The organism is Shewanella sp. NKUCC06_TVS (genome assembly GCF_019345515.1).
GTDB lineage: Bacteria > Pseudomonadota > Gammaproteobacteria > Enterobacterales > Shewanellaceae > Shewanella > Shewanella oncorhynchi.
Genome location: NZ_JAHKQX010000009.1, coordinates 64,217 through 87,456 on the forward strand (window position 1 = coordinate 64,217; position 23,240 = coordinate 87,456).

Sequence of the window (23,240 nt, forward strand, 5' to 3'; positions counted from 1 at the left end):
TAATAGGTGCTTGAGTAACCCCAAGCACCTCATCAGTTAAGCGACGCTGATACCGATATTTGATACGCCAGCTTCGATAATGTCTTTGCGTAAGCCTTTGACCAGTTCCGCTGTGATCTTCGGATTTTCTTCAATAATTTCCAGCAGAGAATTTTGTAATTCTTTCTCTTCTTCCATGACTTCATGGGCGAAAACGAAATCATCTAACGCTTCATCCACCAAATCGACATCGCTGATCGCTTCGATATAGTTAGCCACTGTGCTGGATGACAATTTGCTGATATTGACTATGTCTTCTTCAATTTTGCCTTGAATCGCACCCAGTAAGGTCGATATGGCGACCACTGCATCCATAGCAGGATAGACGCCATAGGCTTCAAAATCAGCAGGATCTGGGGTGTTATCTTCCAAGCGTTGCAGATGCACATCGACATTGAATTTGAGCTTGGAGTCGTACTGGGATTGCCACAATAGTTCTAATGCGGTACTCAACACAGTAGGATCGCCAAACTCACAGACTTCGGAAAACAGTTGATAGTTGGGCAACATACGTTGGCAAAGTGCAGTGGCAAAGAGTTGTTTTTGTGGCAGTGTTAACGCCTTGAGACGTTTAAAGAAGCCCGTTTTTTTGGTCATCTGTTATTTCCGCTGATAGCTGTGATATCACTTGATTTGCCGCAGATTCTACCTTAGTTAACTCATCAAGTAACTCTAGTATTTCGGGTTCGAGATCTTCAACCGATGTTTCACGTTTTAGTGCCGATTCAATTTCTTGGCATAATCTTTGGGTTGTTGGCACGCCGCAGTAGCAGCTCGCACCATGCAGCTTATGGATAGTACTGAGCATGACTGGGTGATCGTTTTGACTTAGCGCCGTTTGAATCGTCGCCACGGTTTGCGGCAATGAGTCGAGTAACATTCTGAGCATATCTAAGGCGAGATCGGCCTTGTGATTGGCTTGGGTTAAGCATAAATCCCAGTTCAGCGTATGCAGGTCAAAATGGGTGAACTTAGGTCGAGTGATCCAGCGATGAATAATATCTTTGAGTGCCGCTTCATCAATAGGTTTAGGCAAATATCCGTCCATACCACTGCTTAAAATCAGTTCGCGTTCTTCGGCAATGGCATGGGCTGTCACGGCAATTATCGGCGTGTTGCGGTTCATCGAGCCTTGGCGAATTTGCTTCGTGGCACTAATGCCATCTGTGCCAGGCATTTGGATATCCATAAAAATCAAGTCGAAGGTGCGAGTCTTCGCCTGTTTAACTGCCTCATCACCGCTGTTGACGGCAACCACAGTCGTCACTAATTCGCTGAGTAAAGTATCAATCAGTTTTAAGTTGGCAAAGTTATCATCTACCGCGAGCACGGTTAAAGATTGGCGCGCAACCGGCGTTGATATTGTCGCAGGGGCTATGATGTCGTACTCCATCGGTGGATAGAGTAAGTTGCGCGCAAGCTGATGCTCACTGACTGGCAGAGACAAGACCACATCGGCATTCGGGCGAATAAATTGGGTTAAGGCATCCTGTTCTTGGCAATCGTATAGCACTATAAGGCAATCTGTTTTGGTCTTCGCCAAGTTTAGTGTACTTACCAGTTGTGCTGAATCGCTAAACCCATGGCAACTCAGGAGAACATAGTCGTATGGCGCTTCAGCCGTGGTGAGCGTAGTCAACAAGCTTGGAATATGCTGATGATGGGTGACTTTTGTATCCCATTGATTCAATTGGCGGCTCAAGACCGCATGAGTCAGCACTCGCGGTTCGTAAAATAGTATGGTTTTGTCTTTGAGTTTTTCGAGCGGCAGTGAGTCACCGATTTGGAATTGACCTAAGCCGAGCGGCAAACTGAACCAGAAGTTTGAGCCTTTTTCTGGGGATGAAGTAAAGCCGATTTGGCCGCCCATTTGATTCACTAAACGCTTAGTGATCACTAAACCTAAGCCGGTGCCACCAAAGCGGCGCGAAATCGACGAATCGGCTTGGCCAAAGGCTTGAAATAAAAAGTCCTGCTGGCTTTCATCGATGCCGATACCTGTGTCGACCACATCACAGCGCAGTACCACTTGTTCATCCGATTGGCTCTGCAGTTCGATTTTGACCATCACGCTGCCAGAGTCAGTGAATTTAATCGCGTTACCAACCAAGTTATTGATGATTTGGCATACGCGCATGGCATCGCCATTGACATTGTCGGGCACGTTGGGGGCGATATCGACGACGAGTTCTAGGCCTTTGGCCTGTGCGCTGCCCGAGATCAAGGTAATCGTATCGCTTATGGTTTCCCTAAGGCCGAAGGGCATGTTTTCTAACACCATTTTACCGGCTTCGAGTTTAGAAAAGTCGAGAATGTCGTTGATGATACCCAGCAGGTTAGTGGCGCTGCGTTCTATGGTCTTGATGTAATCGACTTGGCTCGAATGCAATGGTGTTTTGACTAATTGCCGCGCAAAACCGATAACACCATTGAGCGGCGTACGTAACTCGTGGGACATATTCGCTAAGAATTCAGATTTAATTCGGCTGGCTTCTAGGGCGCGTTTTTTAGCTAAATCCAGCTCGACGTTTTGGATTTCAATCTGCTCTAAGGTTTCCCGCAGATCAGACGTAGCTTGGTCGATATTTTGCTGCATCTCATCATGGTATTCCGATAGCGACCCCGCCATGGCATTGATACCGCGTTTGAGTAAGTCCAGCTCACCAATCAAGTTGCCATCTAAGCGGGCGTCTAATTTACCTTCACGGATTTTAGCGACGACGCGCACCATCTCAGTAATGGGCTGAGTGACGTTTTTCACCAGCCGGAAAGTGAACAGCAAGTTCAACTGTACCCCGATCAACACGATAATAAAGGCGGCGACCGCGGCTCTATGTTGCTCGAGTAAGGCACGTTCTTTATTGATGATGATGGAGATATAACCTAAGAGCTGACCTCCGTCTGTCTGAATATCGTAATTGGCGGGGGCGGCACTGGGCCCGGTGGAGAAAATCGGTGTCCGTAAAATGAGACTGTCGCCCACATGCTCTATTTCGGTTTTATGCAGTGTGCTGAGGGCTTCTTTATAACGCATAATTTCAAAATCTTTGTGGTAGTGCGAGGTCACAAAGAGTTGATTGTTGGCGTCGAAAATCGCGATGGATTTCACTAAGGTGGATTTGTTGAGCTGCGCCGCGGCGAGTAAGCGTTTGGTCGCCTCGCGATCATTGGCCACTAAACCGATTTCACTGGCAATCGACAGCGGCTCGATAATATTGCTGCCCTGTTCGACGAGCGTATCTTCGAGCTCATAAAAACGGTTTATGGTAAAGTAGCTGCCCAGAAGGATACCGACCAAGATTGTTGGCGCGAGCGCCAGCACAAGAACCCAAGAACGTAGGCTGTATTTGGTCATGTTGTTGACAGGGTTCATAGCAGCGGCGGTGTTTCCTGTGACAGAGACTAAGATAATTTTATAAGACTGCCAGAAAGAGGGCGGTCTTTGCCAGTATTTTATTGATTTAGAGGCCGAAATGGCGCAATTTTTTAAAGCAAAACCAAATAGTTCCAAACAGTTGTCGGCTAAGTTATCGCTGAGCGTAGAACAGCTCGATCACTTAGGTGCTGGTATAGCACAACATCAAGGTAAAGTCGTGTTTATCCCCGGCGCACTGCCCGATGAAACCGTGACGGTACAGCTCACCGAGCAAAAGAAAAATTATGCCCGTGCCAAGTTGATTAAAGTCGATTCATCAAGTCCTGAGCGCGTTGAGCCAGAGTGTCCACACTACCACACCTGCGGCGGCTGCGACTTACAGCATATGTCATTATCGGGTCAGCGTGAGCATAAAGAAGCCGCGTTGCTGGATATTATGGCTAAGTTTGCTGGCACTGAAGGCGGTGCTTTATCGCCTGCACTCACGGGGGAAGGTTGGCATTATCGTCGCCGCGCCCGTCTTGCTACTTTGTTTGATAAAAATACCAAGCACTTAAGTTTAGGCTTTCGCGCCGCCAGTAGCAGCAATGTGGTGCCTATCAGCCAGTGTCTGGTGTTAGCTAAACCGTTATCGGACTTGATTGTCCCTTTTGCTAAGTTGCTGAACCAATTGTCGGCTAAAGCCAGCTTAGGTCATCTTGAGTTAATTGCCGCCGATAATGGTCATTTCGCCGTGCTGCGTATCACTAAGGCGTTAAACGATAGAGATCTCGCTAAGTTGTCAGTCTTTGCTGAGCTGCATCAGATCCATATTTGTCTGCAGGACAACGAAGGCCAATTCCAAGGCGTCGGTGCTGAGTTAGTGTTACCGGTTTATCAACTGTTAGATGAAAATGCGCAGTCGGATGCGGTGAGCTTAAGTTTCACCCCAGGTAACTTTGTGCAAGTGAACGGACAGATTAACAAGGCCATGGTCGCTCAAGCGATGGATTGGTTAGCGCCAGCGCCAGATGAGCGCATTTTGGATTTGTTCTGCGGCATGGGTAATTTCAGTTTGCCCTTAGCGAAAATGGGCGCGGATGTGATTGGCGTCGAAGGGGTTGCCGAAATGGTGACTCAGGCACGGGTGAACGCTAAAGCTAACAATCTGGATAAACTGACCTTTTACCACGGCGACTTGAGTGCGGATTTATCCCTTGAGCCTTGGATGGGCAAGATTGATAAATTACTGCTCGATCCCGCCCGTGCGGGGGCATTTGAAAGCTTGCAATGGCTAAAGAAGATGAAGCCCCGCAAAGTCGTGTATGTTTCTTGTAATCCTGCGAGCTTAGCCCGCGATAGCGCAGTACTGTTAGAGCGCGGTTACCGCTTACAGCAATTGGGACTTATCGACATGTTCCCACAAACACACCATATCGAAGCCATGGCACTGTTTGAATTAACCAAGTAATTTGCGCTGGCAAAGTAAGCAAAGCGTTTGAATAACGTAAAAAATGTGATTATTACGTCGGTTGGGTTTGACAAGTTCGCGCCAATGCTGAAGATAGGAGAGCTGAAGTGGTGCCCACTTTCTCTCTGAGCACGGATAAGGAAATAAATTAGATGGTCTCTGTTCGCGAAGCGCACTTTAATGATCCCGATTTTCACTTAGAAGATTGGGTAGCTCGCTATGTTGGTCATGCCGATGAAGCGCAGATGCTGCTCTCTTTGATAGGGCAGATTGACGCCTTACCAGCCAAGAGTCCTGCGGCGAAGAGAGAACTGCTCGAACGTGCTCGAGAGATGATCGAAATCCTCGCACCGCTAAACATGGACATTGAAACCCTGCAGGCGGCAATTTTGTTTGTGGTGCTCGATGCTGGGTTATTGACCGAAGAAGCCATCCAAGAGAAATTTGGTGAGCCGCTGGCGCGTTTAGTCGCGAGTGTCGTGACCATGAACGCGATTGGCGCCTTGAAAATCAATCCTAATAGTCGTTCAACCGAGCCGCAAATCGACAATATCCGCCGCATGTTATTGGCTATGGTTGAAGATGTGCGCGCTGTGGTGATTAAGCTTGCCGAGCGTGTGTGTTTACTACGGGCGGTGAAAAATGCCGACGAAGAAACTCGCGTGCTTCTGGCCCGTGAAATTGCCGATATTTACGCGCCGCTGGCTAACCGTTTGGGTATTGGTCAATTAAAGTGGGAGCTGGAAGATATTTCTTTCCGCTATCTGCATCCTGATACCTATAAAGACATTGCTAAGCAATTAGATGGCAAACGACTGGATCGTGAAGTCTTTATCGACAAGTTTGTCAGTCAGTTGCAACAAAGATTAGATGAAGATCAAATTCGCGCTAAGGTCTACGGCCGGCCGAAACATATCTACAGTATTTGGCGCAAGATGAAGGGCAAGCACCTTAAATTTGATGAGTTGTTTGACGTGCGCGCTGTGCGTATCGTGACTGAGCGTCTGCAGGATTGTTATGGTGCATTAGGTGTTGTGCATACGCTTTGGCACCATATTCCACGGGAATTTGACGACTATGTCGCTAACCCTAAACCTAACGGTTATCAATCGATTCATACCGTGGTGGTGGGGCCTGAGGGCAAAACCGTTGAAATTCAAATTCGTACCCAAGACATGCATGAAGATGCAGAGATGGGTGTGGCCGCGCACTGGAAATACAAAGAAGGCAATCATTCCGGTAAACAAAGCGGTTACGAAGAAAAAATTAACTGGCTGCGTAAAATTCTGCAATGGCAGGAAGACGTGGTCGAAAGTGGCAACTTGGTTGAAGAAGTGCGCAGCCAAGTGTTTGAAGATAGAGTCTATGTGTTCACCCCAAGCGGTGAAGTTGTCGACTTGCCACTGGGCTCAACCGTGCTCGACTTTGCCTATTACATTCACTCCCAAGTGGGACATAAATGTATTGGCGCTAAGGTCGATGGCCGTATTGTGCCGTTCACCTATCAGGTTGAAACGGGCGAGCGTATCGAGATTATCACCTCGAAACAGCCCAACCCCAAGCGCGACTGGCTTAACCCTAACTTAGGTTATATCCGTACCTCGCGGGCGCGTTCGAAAATCCAGCATTGGTTTAAGCAGCAGGACAGAGACAAGAATATTGTCGCCGGCAAAGAAATGCTTGAATCCGAACTCGCGCGGGTGAGCCTTAAAATTAAAGACGCGGCCATCGCGGTCGAGCGCTTTAATATGGCGAGCATGGATGACTTACTGGCGGCCATTGGCGGCGGTGATGTGCGTCTGCATCAAGTGGTTAACCATATTCAAAGCCGTCTGCGACTCGACGAAGTGTCAGAAGAAGATGCGGTCGAAGAATTAGTTAAGAAAGGCCAACATAAGCCGACCTCCAGTGGCCGTGGTCAGGTTGAAGTCAACGGTGTGGGTAACTTGCTTAACCATATCGCCCGTTGTTGTCAGCCAGTTCCCGGAGATGAAATCTTAGGTTTTATCACTAAAGGCCGTGGCATTTCTGTGCATCGCGCTGATTGTGAACAAGTTAAAGAGTTAATGCGGGTTCACCCAGAGCGCGGTGTCGATGTGGTCTGGGGCGAAAATTACTCCGGCGGTTATCGCATGCGTCTGCGGGTATTAGCCCACGATCGCAGCGGTTTATTGCGTGACTTAACCTCAGTGTTGGCTGCCGAAAAATCCAATGTACTGGCCATGAGTTCGTCATCGGACACTAAAAATCAGACAGCCGCGATTGAGTTGGAACTGGAGCTTTATAACCTCGATGGTTTATCGCGGGTGTTATCTAAACTGACCCAAGTCGATAGCGTGATTGAGGCAAGACGACTTTAAGGCTAGCAACGCCTATCGAAGCGAATAGCCTCGAAATCTCTAGCAATATAAAAGATACATAGAAGGCATCTAGAAGCTAGAAAGAAAGTAATCAAGGATTGGGGCGGCAAGGCGAATTTCGCTGGCCGCCTTTTTTATTTGGTTTTTATGGAAATTGAGCGGGATTACCAGTCAATTTAGTCTTTGTATGCTTAGCTGTTGCTGCAAGCCATTCATAATGGCTTGCCATGGCATTTGCTCCCCGACTCGCAGCCAGTCCGTCCGTGGATGCTCGACCGCCCCGTCCATGGGGCGGACGGTCGTCTCGCTAATCACCATGGCACGCCTTTCGAGTGCTTGCGTAACCTGTTGGTTTTAAAGACTAGATCTAATCTTAACGATTATAGACACCACTCTATTGGGCAGAAATGAGCTATGTTTTGCACGGAATTCTCTGCATTCCGGATAAACAAAAAATAATTCTAAGCGCTGAATCGTGGGCAGCGATGAACTTAAGGATGTAACGCTTGGCTTGAGGCTTTACCTTTACACCATTTGCCGCTGTTGTGCTGCTTTTTAAACTCGCACATACTATCCCATCGACCACTTATGCCACTGTATTGACGGCGAAACTCTTTGGCTGAAGTGAGCCATGCATCGGACGAAATGCCTAATTCATCGAGCAGTTTTGGCAGCTGATTATCAATATAACCTTTTTTATCAAGGCGAATGGCTCGTCCCGTCCAATCTATTAACTCAAGATAATCAGCAAAATGAAACGGAATACCCGTTTGCTGATTCTGAAGTGTTGAACCATCAAATTTTGCGAGGGCTTTATGTGGTATTTGCTGTAGGTTATCTGCGGTAGTTTTGGCCAGTTGGGGCGCGTTGCTATGAGGATTAAGCTCATTCACGCGCTCCTGAATCGATGTAAAATCAGAGGATTGCACAGAGTTGGCAATCCCTGCTCGAATAGGATTTAAATCGACATACATCATGCACGCCAGTAGTGCTTGCTCATCTAACAAGGCTTGTGACTTAAAACGGCCTTCCCAAAAAGCGCCTTTACACTCATCTTCACGATTGGCCTTACGGGCAATTTCTTCATTTAAACAGCGCATAAACCAAGAGATACTGCTCAGTCGCTCATGCCACTCGGCGAGTAATGCATCAAGTAACATCACTTCACCGTCGATTAAAGCATCACCATTCATATACTTAGTGGCAACGGCATGGCCCTTAGTGACTTGACTCCAGCGGCTGATAATATCTTTTTGCGTTAGCGATTTCGCCTTGTTGACATCAATTTTAAGTACTAAATGATAGTGATTACTCATCACCGCATAGGCGCAAATATCAATGCAGAAAATCGCAGATAATACCTTGATTTTATCAACAATCCAGCCGCGACGATGCTCATAACTGCGACCTGACAGTTTATCTTCACCGCACAGAAAAGCCCTGCGAACACAGCGATTTATCACATGATAGAAAGGTGTCGCATTAGCATCAATTAACTGTCTTCTGGCCGAGGTCATCACAGGCTCCATACAGAGAAAATCAAGGTAATGTAAAGCCTAGTAGAGGAGTGCGCAGAACACAAAAGATGTGGCTGTCCTTACTTTTCCTTTGCTCAGTCGCTCATGCCACTCGGCGAGAAATGCATCAAGTAACATCGCTTCACCGTCGATTAAAGCATCACCATTCATATACTTAGTGGCGACAGCATGGCCTTTAGTGATTTGACACCAGCGGCGAATAATATCTTTTTGCGTTAGCGATTTCGCCTTGTCGACATCAATTTTAAGCACTAAATGATAGTGATTACTCATCACCGCATAGGCACAAATATCAATACAAAAAATAGCGGACAAGACTTTGATTTTATCAACAATCCAGCCACGTCGATGCTCGTAACTGCGACCAGTGAGTTTATCCTCACCACACAAAAAAGCCCTTCTAACACAGCGATTTATCACATGATAGAAAGGCGTTGCATTGGCATCAATTAATTGTCTTCTAGCCGAAGTCATCACAAGTCACTGTACTGGCTAAATTAGGATAACTTAAAGCCTAGTCTAGAGGGCAAGAAAATACAAAAATATATGGCTGTCCTCTCTATCATTCTCTATCATTCGATTGAACATAAGAAACTTTTGGACATTTCCGAGTTAGACTTTTAGCTCAAATTAGTGAGTTTTGAATTAAAATTTCTATGGGTAACGTTTGGTTAAGGGGCGGGCTTTACCCCAGTGAGCGAAAAGAGCGATTTGAACCACTACAGTTTTATACGAGGTGAAGGTTTATATGTGTCAGGATGGAGTGATTTTCATGAATTTACCATTGATGTATTTATAAAGATGAATGGCATCAAGGTGCTGGTGTTGATGAAAACATTTCCAAAATGAATAAAGTCCCTTCTTCTCTTGTTTTGGTGATGGCCAAAAGCCTAAATAAAAATTATTAGTTTCATAAGTATTTGATTTTAATATTAACTCCGCATATTCAAGACGACCTGCTATATATTTATTAATGCCTCCGGTAGTCGTTTGGTTTAGGCCGTTAAGGTATAGCTTTACGTCAGAGTTGATGTGTAAGATTTTCGCAAAATCTTCGTCAAAAGATTTTTTACTTGTATTACTTTCTGACTCTAAGGCAAATGCTATTTTTTGTATGAAGGAGTTTTTTGTTTTTACAATGCAGCAATCTAGTAGCCATTCACCAGGTTTCTTTACGAAATAATCATCCACTCCTATGGTTTTTAATGCGTGCTCTGCATCAAAAATAGTTTGGTGTATGGACTTAGAAACCTCATGAACAAAAATTGTTGATATTAGTTGATTGGATATTGTTTCCTGTTTGTGGAATTTTTCCTTCGCGTTATAGAAGCCAGCGTTTATAGCTTGTAATAATTTTTGGTCCATCGTTGTCTCGGTATTTTGGAAAGAGCTTAATGCTACATTAAGCAAACTAAAATGGTTGGTTGTAACATGGAACGAATAGTGGTCTAACTTACTGTTTTAATTTGGCTTAAATTTCTTGCTAGCTGTAAATTAAACGTGCATGCTTTCATTATATTTGTTACCTAACTTACCAAAAAATGAGTCAAGTAAATACTGATTATCGACAGATATATTGGCTTCCCCTGATTATCTAGAGAAATTAACTAATAAAGAATTTATCTCTCCTAAGGTTAGCTCTGCATTTACTCTTTTAACATTTTTACGCTTATCCATTAAATCGTGTTTGATTAACAATTATTTTTTAAATTGTGATTTATTTGCTAATTTAAAATCAAAAATGAAATTAAATTCAGCCGCGTTAAAGGTAAGCGTCACCTTTTGGCTATGACTACCCATTTATATTACCGTACAGCTAACGCCCGCTTGAAGTGTTTGTTATAAAAACGTTTGTCGCCTACCAAAGTTTACTTTTACAACATTCGGATACTCTGTCTGTTCCACTAGTGTTTTACGTTTCCATACAAGATTTTGTTTCCACTGTATTCCACTATTTTGAATTACTACACCACCACCACAGTGTGATGATAAGCAACCTGTCATCTGAATACCACCTAACTGAGAACTTATAGGGGTGAGTTCTATGCGAGTACCAGCAATTGTCATATTGACTTCAACAGCTGTGATCGGAAAAGTTATATCCTTAAATACATCGGTCCCATATCGCTGTTGCGCTTGCTCAAATGATTCAAGCTCTATAAATCGTAAATATAGATAGTCACCATTATGGTAACTCACCTCAAGCTCTTTACCCTGAGGAGGACTCCGTAAATCGAGAGGTGATCCGATATTTTCCCACGAGTTTTCCTCGATAATTATACGTTCATCTGACTCCAAACTTAGCATATTGATGTTTAATCGAAGATACCCATCTTGATCACGTACCAAAGAAACTAAATCGATGTTATCAATTGTTATTATTCTTGGGGTTTCATAGTAGAAATTACCTCCTACTACGGCCAGCAAGTCTTTACGCAACCAATCTAAACTACCTTTAACTAACTTTGCATTTGCTTTGTCTTTCTTAAGCTCATGCAGTTGTTCTGTGGTATATGCCCCACCATCCGCTTTTTTATGATGTTGAGCACATAGTGCAATCATGCCTTCTGGTTCGTTATGAGGTTTGACACTAACCGGAGGGTCAAAATGGTGGTATTCGAGGTAAGGGTTACCACACCCTTTAACAGGACAGCCAAATCCGACCTCAGAACGAAGTACCTTTTTCACACTTTTAGGAATAGGTTTTCTTTCTGACATTGTTTTCAAACTCCGAAATTTATTAGTTTCAACATTTTATTATTGTGCATGCGCGTTTACCTCATTAGACCAGTAAAAACACGCACAGTTTAATTACTTGTAATAAAAGAACTTATCAGATTTTTATTAAATACACTATCCGCAAAAATGCGCATTTTCCAAACCTATTATCTAACTGTATTAGTAGATCAGGCCACCCATTTTAAATTAACAACCTAATGTACTTTCGGTTGCCTACAACCTGCTCTGGCTAAAATGGTTTGAATGAGAGTTACCAAAAGTAGCAGGACTGCATCTGAGGAAAAAACGAGCTAATTCATTAAGACATGGTGTATTTCAGACATGCTAACTACTGCCCATTATACGAATGGGTAGTGATTGGGGGGATCGCTATTTAAGGTTGGGTGTCTATGTTCTTTAGTCTCAACTTCCTAGCTATAGTCCAGCAAGATCTATAAAAGGTAATTCATCAAACACACTGAGCGACTTTGGTAGACTTAGTTTTTACGCCAACGTTCCATTTTATCAACTAGTCCAGAATACCGAACTGATACAATGTAAATTGATGGCAATATGAAAATAATTACACAGCCGAGTTCGACTATTGCCTTTTTAAGTTCAGAAAATTCGAGAAAATAAGTGGTATCCCATAACTTCTGCATAAAAAACACTGCGAACAATGCAAGATGAATTGTAAGGAAATAGTGCATAACTAAACTAAATGCGTTTTTTTCATTTGCAATGATTTTCATTTGGATACGACAATGAATTTCTACAATCAGCGCAGAAATCATAGTAAAAATGAACATCATAATTATAAGATTAATCATAGCTACCTATACTCATAACTTTAAAATGTGAGACTAAAACGAGGCAAAATTTGCGGCCGCTCAGGCTTAATGTGTGTAGTTCATTTACGGGCACTTTGTATCATTACTAATTTTAGGTCAAGTAGTGAACACTCACGAAGCTATCTTTCGGTCTCTAAATAAACTATGGGCAAGTGTGCAAGCGGCAATATTACGAACTGGTTCTAGGGAGGGCGAACTCGAAAATAGATAAATATATGACTGTCGCTGCTTTCCTGCTTTTCCCAATCCCGATTTCAGGTTAATCCACAACGCCATGCTAATTGATCATGAATATGGCTCATGTTCTATGTGAAATAAAACCGTTTTTGTTCATGTGTCGAACCACGTATAAATGACTCCAAGCGAAATATTAGACAAGCTTGAAGTTGCACCCTAGCTAAGCCATTAGAACTTAAGTCATTGGCACTTAAGTTAAAAGTAAGTAGCCCCTAAAAGACTGTGAGACAACTGAGTAAGAATCTCAGGACAGAACCTCAGACAGAACACTAATAATGTCTATCAGAGTAGGGTCGAGAAGCTAGAAGCGCAGGGCATAAACTCAGGTTTGAAATCAGGCAATGGGATACTGGATCACTATGAATAAGCATTTTACATTTACGATTAACAGCATTTGTCTTGATGAAAATTATCATCCCTCAGACAAGACGCGTATCACGACCAACTTTGCTAATTTGGCCAGAGGTAGTCATCGCCAAGCGAACTTACGCAACGCGTTAAAGATGATTGACAACAGTTTTAATGCCTTAGCGCATTGGGATAACCCCAAAGGTGATCGTTATACTGTCGAACTCGAAATTATCTCCGTTAATCTGGATATTGACGGCAGCGGTCAAACCTTCCCATCGATTGAAGTTTTGAAAACCAATATTGTTGATCATAAAACTAATAAGCGTATTGAAGGTATTGTCGGCAATAACTTTTCATCTTATGTACGCGATTATGACTTTAGCGTGTTACTGGCAGAACATAATAAGGGCCAAGCCAAATTTAGTATTCCAGATGATTTTGGTGGTCTACATGGCAAGCTATTTCAGTCTTTTGTTAATTCTGATGCTTATAAACAGAATTTTAATAAGCCACCGGTTATCTGTCTCAGTGTGTCGGATAATAAAACCTACCATAGAATTGAGAATCAGCATCCCGTATTAGGGGTTGAATATCAGCCAAATGAATCGTCTTTAACTGAGCAATATTTCAAAAAAATGGGCTTACAGGTGCGCTATTTTATGCCACCAAATAGTGTGGCGCCTTTAGCTTTTTATTTCTTTGGTGATTTACTCAATGATTACACCCATCTTGAGTTGATAAGCACCATCAGCACTATGGGAACTTTTCAAAAAATCTATCGCCCTGAGATTTATAATGCCAATGCTGTTGCAGGAAAATGCTATCAACCTAATTTGAAAAACTTGGATCATTCACTGACTCAAATTGTTTATGACCGAGCTGAACGTAGCCAATTGGCGAATGAGCAAGGCAAATTTGCAGCGGAGTACTTTATCAAGCCCTACCAAACGTTTTTTGAACAATGGTCTGCTAATTACCTTTAGTCGCTCTGCACTTAATCGTCACGCTCAATAATTAACCCAATACGGCATCAATATCATGACAACACGACTTAATAAAACACCGCTTAACAAAACATTGCTTAACCAAACCCTGTTACCGACTTCAACGGCAGGCAGTTTGCCTAAACCTGTGTGGCTGGCAGAGCCTGAAACACTTTGGTCTCCATGGAAATTGCAAGGAGAGGAATTAATTACCGGTAAACACGATGCACTGCGTTTGTCATTACAGGATCAACAGCTAGCAGGGATTGATATTGTCAGTGATGGTGAGCAAACGCGGCAGCATTTTGTTACTACCTTTATTGAGCACCTCAACGGCGTTGATTTTTCAAAACGTAAAATCGTTAAAATTCGTGATCGCTATGATGCAAGCGTGCCCACGGTTGTCGGCCCAGTGAGCCGCCAAAAGTCGGTGTTTGTTGAAGATGCCAAATTTTTACGCAAGCAAACTACGCAACCGATTAAATGGGCCCTACCTGGCCCTATGACCATGATAGATACGCTTTATGATGACCATTATAAAAGTCGCGAAAAGCTTGCTTGGGAATTTGCCAAAATTCTTAATGAGGAAGCCAAAGAATTAGAAGCGGCGGGTGTTGATATTATCCAATTTGATGAGCCGGCTTTTAATGTGTTTTTTGATGAGGTAAACGAATGGGGCATTGCGTGTTTAGAACGAGCCATTGAAGGGCTTAAATGCGAAACTGCGGTACATATTTGTTATGGTTATGGCATCAAAGCCAATACAGATTGGAAAAAAACCTTGGGCTCAGAGTGGCGCCAATATGAAGAAGTGTTTCCTAAGCTGCAAAAGTCTAATATTGATATTATTTCGCTAGAATGTCACAACTCCCATGTGCCAATGGAGCTACTAGAACTCATTCGCGGTAAAAAAGTCATGGTCGGTGCGATTGATGTTGCCACCGACACGATTGAAACCGCTGAGGAAGTCGCCGACACCCTACGAAAAGCCCTTAAATTTGTCGATGCCGACAAGCTCTATCCTTGTACTAATTGCGGCATGACGCCTTTATCCCATCAAGTCGCAAGAGGTAAACTCAACGCCTTAAGTGCAGGCGCAGAGATCGTCAGAAAAGAGCTCTTGGCATTAAGATAAGACGCGTTAAGTGTTGCTGTCTGTTTTACTGCAGCATGTTTTATAGCAGCATGTTTTATAGCAACATAAGTCTAGCTGTGTTGAAAGGGTATCGACGTCGGCGTTAAAAAAACGGGATTGGCAAATTGATGCCAATCCCGTTTTCATTTTTAAGCTCATACATTTAGTGCTTAGGTTTATGCATTGTCTTAGCGCTTATTCACCAAGCTTTGGTGTACGTGGCGGGATCATGCGCCTGTCACCTGTTGACTCAAATGCACCTGCAAATTTAAGCAGGTTATTATCGTCATACGCACGACCTGCGAAGGTCAAACCCACTGGCATGCCAATATCGGCCATCACGCCCATAGGCACAGTCACAGTCGGCACGCCTAAATGGCGAATCGCAAGGTTTCCGTTAGCGACCCAAACTCCGTTGCTCCAAGCGATATCGGCGGAAGCCGGATTCACATGCGCATCGGCAGGGCCGACATCTGCCACGGTTGGGAACAGCACTGCATCGAGCTTTAGCTCGTCCATCCAGTCTTCGAGATCTAGCTTACGCGTCTTCTCTAAGCCACGCAGACCATCGGGAATACTGTCGATCTGGTCATAGGATTTAAGACCACGCTTAGCCATGTTGACGTACTCTTCCATGCCTGCCGCTAAGTCACCTTCACGGTTAGGCAAGGTGCCTAAGTCGTGGGGGAAAATCAAATGCCCAACAACATCAGCAAGTTTGTTGAGTTTAGGGTCATTGTTAGCACGCAGGAATTCATCGAACGCCCAACCTGAGAGTTCCCATAATTCATCATGGAGGAATTGAGGCGTGACGATACCGCGGTTAAACACGGTCGGCGCACCTGGGCGGTCGCCTTCGCAATTTGATACCAACGGGAAATCGACTTCAATCACTTCGGCGCCAGCGGCTTCTAAGGCTTTACGAGCCGCTTCCCATAGATCGATAACTGATTGGCGGGTATGAATACGTTGACCCGTTGGGCCACCGATACCTGGGTTTTCGCTGGTTCCCGCCAATTCATCCTTATTGATGTACATGCGCGGCACACCAAAACGCTTACCTTTAAGCGTGTCGGCTTGAGCGGCAAGCTCCAGATAAGATGCTGGACGGACAGTTGATGCTTTAGGGATCTCGACCCAAGGCTGTAGACGCCAGAGATCGCCACGGGTGATAGGATCGTCAGCCACAATCACATCCAGCACTTCGAGCATATCTGCCATAGTGCGGGTATAAGGCACGACGACATCCATGGTCGGCGTTAACGGCCAGTTACCGCGCACCGAAATCACACCCCGTGACGGAGTGTAAGCACACAAACCGTTATTGGACGCAGGACCTCGACCGCTTGACCAAGTTTCTTCAGCAAGACCAAATGATGAGTAGCTCGCCGCTGTGCCCGTGCCAGCGCCATTGGAAGAGCCCGAAGCAAACGGTGCAGTAAGATAATCAGCATTGTACGGGCTTTCAGCGCGGCCATAGTGACCACGCTGCATGCCGCCATTCGCCATAGGTGGCATATTGGTTTTGCCTAAGCAAATGGCACCCGCGGCGCGTAGGCGCTCGACTGCAAAGGCATCATATTGTGCCACTAAATCCTTAAAGGCTGGGCTGCCAGACGCCGCCGTCAGCCCCTTCACTAAATAGCTATCCTTAGCGGTATACGTAATACCCTCAAGTGGGCTCAGTGTTTCACCACGGGCGCGGCGCGCATCTGACGCCTCAGCTTCTTTGAGCGCATCGGGATTGTGTACCACTAACGCATTGAGCTTAGTCTTTGTCGCAGGGACGTCATACGCCTCAACCCGCGCGAGATACGACTTAACCAACTCCACTGCGGTGGTGTGGCCAGATTCGAGCGCAGCACGCAGCTCGGCAATGGAAACTTCAGTGACTTCAAACATCTTGCGCCCTCCCGCAGAAAGCCAATTGTGGTGTAATAACAGTGACATCAATCGTCATGCTGTTCTCCTTGGGTTACTTTCCAGCAGGGATTTGCTGAGTAATACAATGGATATTGCCGCCACCTAATAAAATCTCACGGGCTGGCACACCCACAATTTCATGCTCTGGGAAGATTTCCTGCAGTTTTTCGGCTGCGATATCATCGGTTGCAGGATCAAGCAACGGGAACACGATGCGATTATTGGTGATTAAAAAGTTCACATAAGAACCGGCTAAACGCTCACCCGCCGTGCGTGGCACGCCAGTGCCTTCAGCCACACCTTTTGATTCTTCTTCGGTGCAATACAGCGGCCCCGGTTGTGGCAACAGATGGATTTTTAACTTACGGCCTTTGGAATCTACGGTATTTTGCAACACCTCTAACGCTGCTTTTGAGCGTGGATATTGTGGATCGGATTCATCATCAGTCCAGTGCAGAATGACTTCACCAGGACGGGCAAAACAGCACATATTGTCGATATGACCATCGGTCTCATCCATATACACGCCATCTTGCAACCAGATAAACTGCTTAACATTCAAATAGTCACGCAGTAAGTCTTCAATCTGTTCTTTTGTCAGTTCAGGGTTACGGTTGGCATTGAGTAAACATTCTGCACTTGTCATACAGGTGCCTTCACCATCGACATGGATGGAGCCACCTTCGAGGATCAACGGCGCGCTGTAACGGGCAAAACCATGCTGCGCAAGCATTTGCTGCGCGACTTGCTCGTCCTTATCCCATGGGAAGTACAAACCACCGTTATGGCCGCCCCAAGCATTAAAACCCCAGTCAACACCACGGCATTCGCCATTGTCATTTACAACCACTGTTGGCCCAGTGTCACGAGCCCAGCAATCGTTACTGTCCATTTCGACCAAAGTGACGTGCGATGGCATCACTTTTTGAGCTTCCGCTAAAAAGGCTTTAGGAACACCCATATACACTGGAGTTGCTGCACCAATGGCATCGGCCACCATAGCAAAGGTCGCCTGAGCATAAGCACCAGCGGCACGCCAGTTATCAGGACGATAGGGCCAAATCATCCACACCGCTTGCTGCGCAGCCCATTCGCCAGGCATATAAAAACCATCTTGGGATGGCTTAGTCGTTAACTGCGTGGCATCCACTGTCACGTTTGTCATGAGTTTTGTCTCCAGTAATGCTTAAAAAACGATAAGGGTGTGCGTCCTAACATCGGACGACAGAATCGAAATATACCTAACATCAATCAAATGAATAAATTGAAGGACCGCATTTATCATGTGCATAGTTTGGCCGAAATTGTCAGGTCTTCACTCGGTGAGTTTTAGCTTCATTGAAATATTGCTGCGTATCTTATCATTTAAGATGGCTTGCGCTAAATACTTGTATGCAGGACATAGATGAGAATTTGCAGGGTAACAAGGTTGTCAATTTATTGCTCACGAGATGAGTGAATTACGAAATGGAGCGAACGCTCTTTCGTTAAAATAAGTCTTAGTTGAAATACGGCACTAAAATCTGATCTCAGCATCAAAATAGCGCTTTTATTTTACCTAGCTTATCATCATCGCTTTATTATAGCCTTTCGCTAATAAGCACTGCTGAGGCGTATTCTTTTTGTTCTTCCTGAGTATTAGCCTGTTTTAGCATTTATCTTTAAAGGACATCAGCATGACTTCCCATACGGCGCCATTAACCTCATTTTCTACTGAACCTTCTATCACTGAAACTTCTACAACGGAACTGTCTACAACGGAACTGTCTATAACAGATGTAGAGCCGCTACTTAAGATCATGGAAAAACTGCGTGATCCGCACACGGGTTGCCCGTGGGACAAAGCGCAAACCTTTCAAACCATAGTGCCTTTTACTTTAGAGGAGGCCTATGAAGTTGCCGATACCATAGAGCGTTTAGCCTGGGATGAGTTACCCGATGAACTCGGGGATTTGTTATTTCAAATCGTATTCTATTGTCAGCTCGGTAAAGAGCAAGGCAAGTTTGACTTTACGAGCGTGATTGAGAAAATTAGCGACAAGTTAACCCGTCGTCATCCCCATGTGTTCGGTGAGCAAAATCCGCAAATAGGCGATAGCGCCCAAGCGATGAAAGCCAATTGGGAAGCAATTAAGGCGATTGAGCGTGAACAAAAGGCCCTGCAAGTGGCGGGTGAAACCCAAGCTGATACTGTGGTTTCTGCGTTAGACAATATTCCGCGTACCCAACCTGCGCTGTCGCGCTCAATTAAAATTCAGCAAAGGGTGGCACGAGTCGGGTTTGATTGGGCCGAGCTTGAGCCCGTGGTTGCTAAAATCCACGAAGAAATCGATGAAGTCTTGCATGAAGTGAATCAACCCGAGCAAGATCAAGCGAAAGTGCAGTCCGAAATGGGCGACTTGCTGTTTGCCGTGGTGAATTTAGCTCGACATCTTAAGGTCGATCCAGAACAAGTGTTGCGCCAAGCCAATCTTAAATTTGAACGCCGTTTTCGCGGTGTAGAACAGTTGGCGAGTGACAGCGGTAAAAGCATGGAAGAGCACACATTAATGGAGCTTGATGCCTATTGGGACCAAGTAAAAGCGACAGAGACGAGATAAACGGCAAATTATCCCGATTGGTGTTTGTCGAATCGCGCCGCCTTTGGTATACTACTGCCCCGTCCTAGTGCTTTCTTACAAGCACGTATTTTCAAACTCATTTTCTCAGGTTCAGCATGACTACAAGGTATATCTTCGTTACTGGTGGCGTTGTTTCATCACTAGGTAAAGGCATTGCAGCAGCATCATTAGCTGCAATTTTAGAGGCCCGCGGTCTCAATGTAACCATCATGAAACTGGACCCTTACATTAACGTTGATCCGGGTACCATGAGCCCAACCCAACATGGCGAAGTATTTGTTACTGAAGACGGTGCAGAAACAGATCTCGACTTGGGTCATTATGAGCGTTTCATCCGTACGAAGATGAATCGTCGTAACAACTTCACTACCGGTCGTATTTACGAAGAAGTATTACGTAAAGAACGTCGTGGCGATTATTTGGGCGCAACCATTCAGGTTATCCCACACATTACTAATGCGATTAAAGAAAAAGTATTAGCAGGTGGCGAAGGCCATGATGTGGCTATCGTCGAAATCGGCGGTACTGTGGGTGATATCGAATCTTTGCCGTTCCTAGAGTCTATCCGTCAGCTCGGTGTTGAGCTGGGTCGTGATCGTACTCTGTTCATGCATTTAACCTTAGTGCCTTTCTTAGGTGCTGCAGGCGAAGTGAAAACTAAGCCAACTCAACACTCAGTGAAAGAGCTGCGTTCTATCGGTATTGCACCAGATGTGCTGGTTTGCCGTGGTGATCGTGCTATTCCTGCGAATGAAAAAGCCAAAATTTCGCTGTTCTGTAACGTCGAAGAGCGTGCGGTTATTTCATTAAAAGATGTTGATAGTATTTATAAAATCCCAGCTTTGTTACGTTCACAAGGTTTGGATGACTTAGTGGTTAAGCGTTTCGGTTTAGAATGCCGTGAAGCGGATCTGTCTGAGTGGGAAAATGTGATTTATCAAGAAGCTAATCCAAACGGCGAAGTCGTTATTGGTATGGTGGGTAAATACATTGAACTGCCAGATGCCTATAAGTCAGTTAACGAAGCATTAAAACACGCTGGCCTTAAAAACCGCGTATCTGTGACCATCAAGTACATTGATTCACAAACCGTAGAAGCTAAAGGCGAAGAAGTCTTACAAGGCTTAGACGGTATCTTAGTACCAGGCGGCTTCGGCGAGCGTGGTGTTGAAGGTAAGATACTGGCGGCAAAATTTGCCCGTGAAAACAATCTACCGTATTTCGGTATTTGTTTAGGTATGCAAGTTGCCCTGATTGAATTTGCGCGTAATGTTGCAGGTATGGCTGATGCACATTCAACTGAATTCAATAAAGAAACACCGTTCCCAGTGGTGGGTTTGATCACTGAATGGATTGACGAAGAAGGTAATGTTGAGCAGCGCCATGAGGCGTCTGACTTAGGTGGCACTATGCGTTTAGGCGCTCAATTGTGTCATTTACTCGAGGGTTCAAAAGCGGCTCAAGCCTACAAAGGCAACAGCTGTGTAGAACGTCACCGTCACCGTTACGAAGTGAACAACAAATACAGAGAGCGTTTAGAGCAAGCTGGCATGATCTTCAGCGGTCTGTCTTCTGATCGCAAACTGGTGGAAATGATCGAATTAAAAGATCACCCATGGTTTGTTGCAGGTCAATTCCATCCTGAATTCACCTCAACGCCGCGCGATGGTCACCCATTGTTCGAAGGGTTTATTGCTGCGGCAAGTGCGCATCAAAAACGTGATCTGAAGTAAGAATATTTGAGGCCGGACCCGCGACAGTGGGGCCGGCCTTTTGCTACACTCGTCGCGACTTGAAACATAAGAATTTAATACTTCTGGGTGTAAACAGCATGCGTATCCGTTGCATCTGTATGGACGCAAACCGTAAATGGAATTTTGTTATTTTCTGCGGTATGTGACTTCCATTTATTCCCATAGGTATTGGTTTTTTCTTTTATCTTTAAACTTAAATCGAGGGTGTTATGGCTAAGATTATTAACGTGATTGGTCGCGAGATTATGGATTCTCGTGGTAACCCAACTGTTGAAGCCGAAGTGCATTTAGAAGGTGGTTTTGTGGGTATGGCTGCGGCGCCTTCTGGTGCATCAACCGGTAGCCGTGAAGCGTTAGAATTACGTGATGGCGATAAGAGCCGTTATTTAGGCAAAGGCGTATTAACCGCTGTTGCTAACGTAAACGGTGTCATCCGCGCTGCATTATTAGGCAAAGATGCGACGGCACAAGCTGAGCTTGATCAAATCATGATCGACTTAGATGGCACAGAAAACAAAGACAAGTTAGGCGCAAACGCGATTCTGGCTGTGTCTTTAGCGGCTGCTAAAGCAGCTGCAGCATCTAAAGGTATTCCTTTATACGCGCATATCGCTGAATTAAACGGTACACCAGGCCAATATTCTATGCCTGTGCCTATGATGAACATCTTAAACGGTGGCGAGCACGCGGATAACAACGTTGATATCCAAGAATTCATGGTGCAACCTGTTGGCGCGAAAACTTTCCGTGAAGCACTGCGCATGGGCGCTGAAATTTTCCATACGCTGAAAAAAGTATTGCACGACAAAGGCCTAAGCACTTCTGTGGGTGACGAAGGTGGTTTTGCACCTAACTTAGCGTCAAACGCTGATGCGTTAGCCATTATCAAAGAAGCGGTTGAACTGGCTGGTTACAAGTTAGGTACTGATGTGACGTTAGCGCTGGATTGCGCTGCATCTGAATTCTACAAAGACGGCAAATACGATTTAGCGGGCGAAGGCAAAGTCTTCGACTCGAACGGTTTCTCTGATTTCTTAAAATCATTGGCTGACCAATACCCAATCGTGTCTATCGAAGATGGCTTAGACGAATCAGATTGGGATGGTTGGGCTTACCAAACTCAAATCATGGGCGACAAGATCCAATTAGTGGGCGACGATTTATTCGTTACTAACACTAAAATCTTAACCCGTGGTATTGAAAACGGTATTGCTAACTCAATCCTTATCAAGTTTAACCAAATCGGTTCATTGACTGAGACTTTAGCGGCTATTCGTATGGCGAAAGAAGCGGGTTATACCGCCGTGATTTCACATCGTAGTGGTGAGACTGAAGATTCAACCATTGCTGACTTAGCCGTGGGTACTGCTGCTGGTCAAATCAAAACCGGTTCACTGTGTCGTTCTGACCGTGTCGCTAAATACAACCAATTGCTGCGCATCGAAGAGCAATTAGGTGAAAAAGCCCCATACCGTGGTTTGAAAGAGATCAAAGGTCAGGCGTAATTTAATATTTGATGTAAAAAGGCCACCACTTGGTGGCCTTTTTTGTTGTACTATCTGCTGTATATTTTTTTAATCCAAGATACTGACGCTAATTCCTCCATGAAATTTTTTGTCATTGCACTCATAGTGCTACTCGGTGTACTGCAATTCCGTCTTTGGTCGGGAGGTAATAGTCTTCCTGAATATTTCGTTCTGCAAAAACAAATTGCCGCCCAGCAAGAAGGTAACGCCAAACTCAATGAGCGTAACCAAGTGCTGAAGGAAGAAATCATCGATCTGAAAAGTGGTACAGAAGCCATCGAAGAGCGCGCACGTAACGAACTTGGCATGGTTAAAGAAGGCGAGACCTTCTATCGCGTCGTGGGTGGTGAGCGCTCGGTATCGAGTCCATCTCAGTAA

15 protein-coding genes and 1 pseudogene are annotated in these 23,240 nt (G+C 44.9%); 8 read left to right on the forward strand and 8 right to left on the reverse strand.

Annotation, left to right across the window (positions count from 1 at the left end; translation table 11 throughout):
• Nucleotides 1-36 precede the first annotated feature (36 nt).
• Together KO531_RS11605 and barA are read right to left on the reverse strand one after the other, a co-directional pair.
• Nucleotides 37-636 (reverse strand): YjaG family protein, encoded by a 600-nt coding sequence (locus KO531_RS11605; protein ID WP_028761381.1) that lies wholly within the window; start codon nucleotides 634-636, stop codon nucleotides 37-39.
• The gene (barA, locus tag KO531_RS11610; RefSeq protein WP_219251249.1) at nucleotides 611-3,412 is read right to left on the reverse strand and encodes a two-component sensor histidine kinase BarA; all 2,802 of its coding nucleotides are present in this window, start codon (nucleotides 3,410-3,412) and stop codon (nucleotides 611-613) included. The genes KO531_RS11605 and barA overlap by 26 nt, the downstream gene beginning before the upstream one ends.
• A 100-nt stretch (nucleotides 3,413-3,512) precedes the next feature.
• On the opposite strand from barA, the gene rlmD reads away from it, so the two are divergent.
• Nucleotides 3,513-4,865 (forward strand): 23S rRNA (uracil(1939)-C(5))-methyltransferase RlmD, encoded by a 1,353-nt coding sequence (gene rlmD / locus KO531_RS11615; RefSeq protein WP_219251250.1) that lies wholly within the window; start codon nucleotides 3,513-3,515, stop codon nucleotides 4,863-4,865.
• A 152-nt stretch (nucleotides 4,866-5,017) separates the two neighbouring features.
• On the forward strand, nucleotides 5,018-7,225 hold the full coding sequence (gene relA / locus KO531_RS11620; RefSeq protein ID WP_219251251.1) for a GTP diphosphokinase: 2,208 nt from the start codon (nucleotides 5,018-5,020) through the stop codon (nucleotides 7,223-7,225).
• A gap of 491 nt (nucleotides 7,226-7,716) precedes the next feature.
• On the opposite strand, the gene KO531_RS11625 is transcribed toward relA, so the two are convergent.
• From KO531_RS11625 to KO531_RS11640, 4 genes and pseudogenes are all read right to left on the reverse strand, one after another.
• Entirely contained in the window at nucleotides 7,717-8,742 is a 1,026-nt protein-coding gene (locus KO531_RS11625; protein ID WP_219251252.1) for a transposase, read from the reverse strand.
• 93 nt (nucleotides 8,743-8,835) lie between these two features.
• Nucleotides 8,836-9,237, reverse strand: a pseudogene (locus KO531_RS11630) (alpha-amylase family glycosyl hydrolase); the annotation flags it as partial.
• A gap of 279 nt (nucleotides 9,238-9,516) precedes the next feature.
• The gene (locus KO531_RS11635) at nucleotides 9,517-10,128 is read right to left on the reverse strand and encodes a hypothetical protein (protein ID WP_219251254.1); all 612 of its coding nucleotides are present in this window, start codon (nucleotides 10,126-10,128) and stop codon (nucleotides 9,517-9,519) included.
• Between the two features lie 474 nt (nucleotides 10,129-10,602).
• Nucleotides 10,603-11,481, reverse strand: coding sequence for an HNH endonuclease (locus KO531_RS11640; RefSeq protein ID WP_219251255.1), 879 nt, complete (start codon nucleotides 11,479-11,481; stop codon nucleotides 10,603-10,605).
• A 1,447-nt stretch (nucleotides 11,482-12,928) separates the two neighbouring features.
• Between KO531_RS11640 and KO531_RS11645 the strand changes: the two genes are divergently transcribed.
• Both KO531_RS11645 and KO531_RS11650 read left to right on the forward strand, forming a co-directional pair.
• Nucleotides 12,929-13,903, forward strand: coding sequence for a DUF1852 domain-containing protein (locus KO531_RS11645; protein ID WP_219251256.1), 975 nt, complete (start codon nucleotides 12,929-12,931; stop codon nucleotides 13,901-13,903).
• Between the two features lie 55 nt (nucleotides 13,904-13,958).
• Nucleotides 13,959-15,038 (forward strand): methionine synthase, encoded by a 1,080-nt coding sequence (locus KO531_RS11650; protein ID WP_219251257.1) that lies wholly within the window; start codon nucleotides 13,959-13,961, stop codon nucleotides 15,036-15,038.
• Nucleotides 15,039-15,233: 195 nt separating this feature from the next.
• Here the strand turns inward: KO531_RS11650 and KO531_RS11655 are convergent, their stop codons facing one another.
• Nucleotides 15,234-16,940 carry an amidase gene (locus tag KO531_RS11655; protein ID WP_219251301.1) on the reverse strand — a complete coding sequence of 569 codons (1,707 nt, stop codon included), beginning with the start codon at nucleotides 16,938-16,940 and terminating at the stop codon, nucleotides 15,234-15,236.
• A 73-nt stretch (nucleotides 16,941-17,013) separates the two neighbouring features.
• Nucleotides 17,014-18,126: an agmatine deiminase gene (gene aguA, locus KO531_RS11660; protein ID WP_219251258.1), complete on the reverse strand. Its 1,113-nt coding sequence runs from the start codon at nucleotides 18,124-18,126 to the stop codon at nucleotides 17,014-17,016.
• A 511-nt stretch (nucleotides 18,127-18,637) separates the two neighbouring features.
• Here aguA and mazG point away from each other — a divergent pair.
• From mazG to ftsB, 4 genes are all read left to right on the forward strand, one after another.
• On the forward strand, nucleotides 18,638-19,561 hold the full coding sequence (gene mazG, locus KO531_RS11665) for a nucleoside triphosphate pyrophosphohydrolase (protein WP_219251259.1): 924 nt from the start codon (nucleotides 18,638-18,640) through the stop codon (nucleotides 19,559-19,561).
• A gap of 116 nt (nucleotides 19,562-19,677) precedes the next feature.
• Complete coding sequence (locus KO531_RS11670) at nucleotides 19,678-21,315, forward strand: CTP synthase (RefSeq protein WP_012587102.1); 1,638 nt, start codon at nucleotides 19,678-19,680, stop codon at nucleotides 21,313-21,315.
• A 230-nt stretch (nucleotides 21,316-21,545) separates the two neighbouring features.
• On the forward strand, nucleotides 21,546-22,841 hold the full coding sequence (gene eno / locus KO531_RS11675; RefSeq protein ID WP_105251763.1) for a phosphopyruvate hydratase: 1,296 nt from the start codon (nucleotides 21,546-21,548) through the stop codon (nucleotides 22,839-22,841).
• Nucleotides 22,842-22,940: 99 nt separating this feature from the next.
• Nucleotides 22,941-23,240, forward strand: coding sequence for a cell division protein FtsB (gene ftsB / locus KO531_RS11680; protein ID WP_105253074.1), 300 nt, complete (start codon nucleotides 22,941-22,943; stop codon nucleotides 23,238-23,240).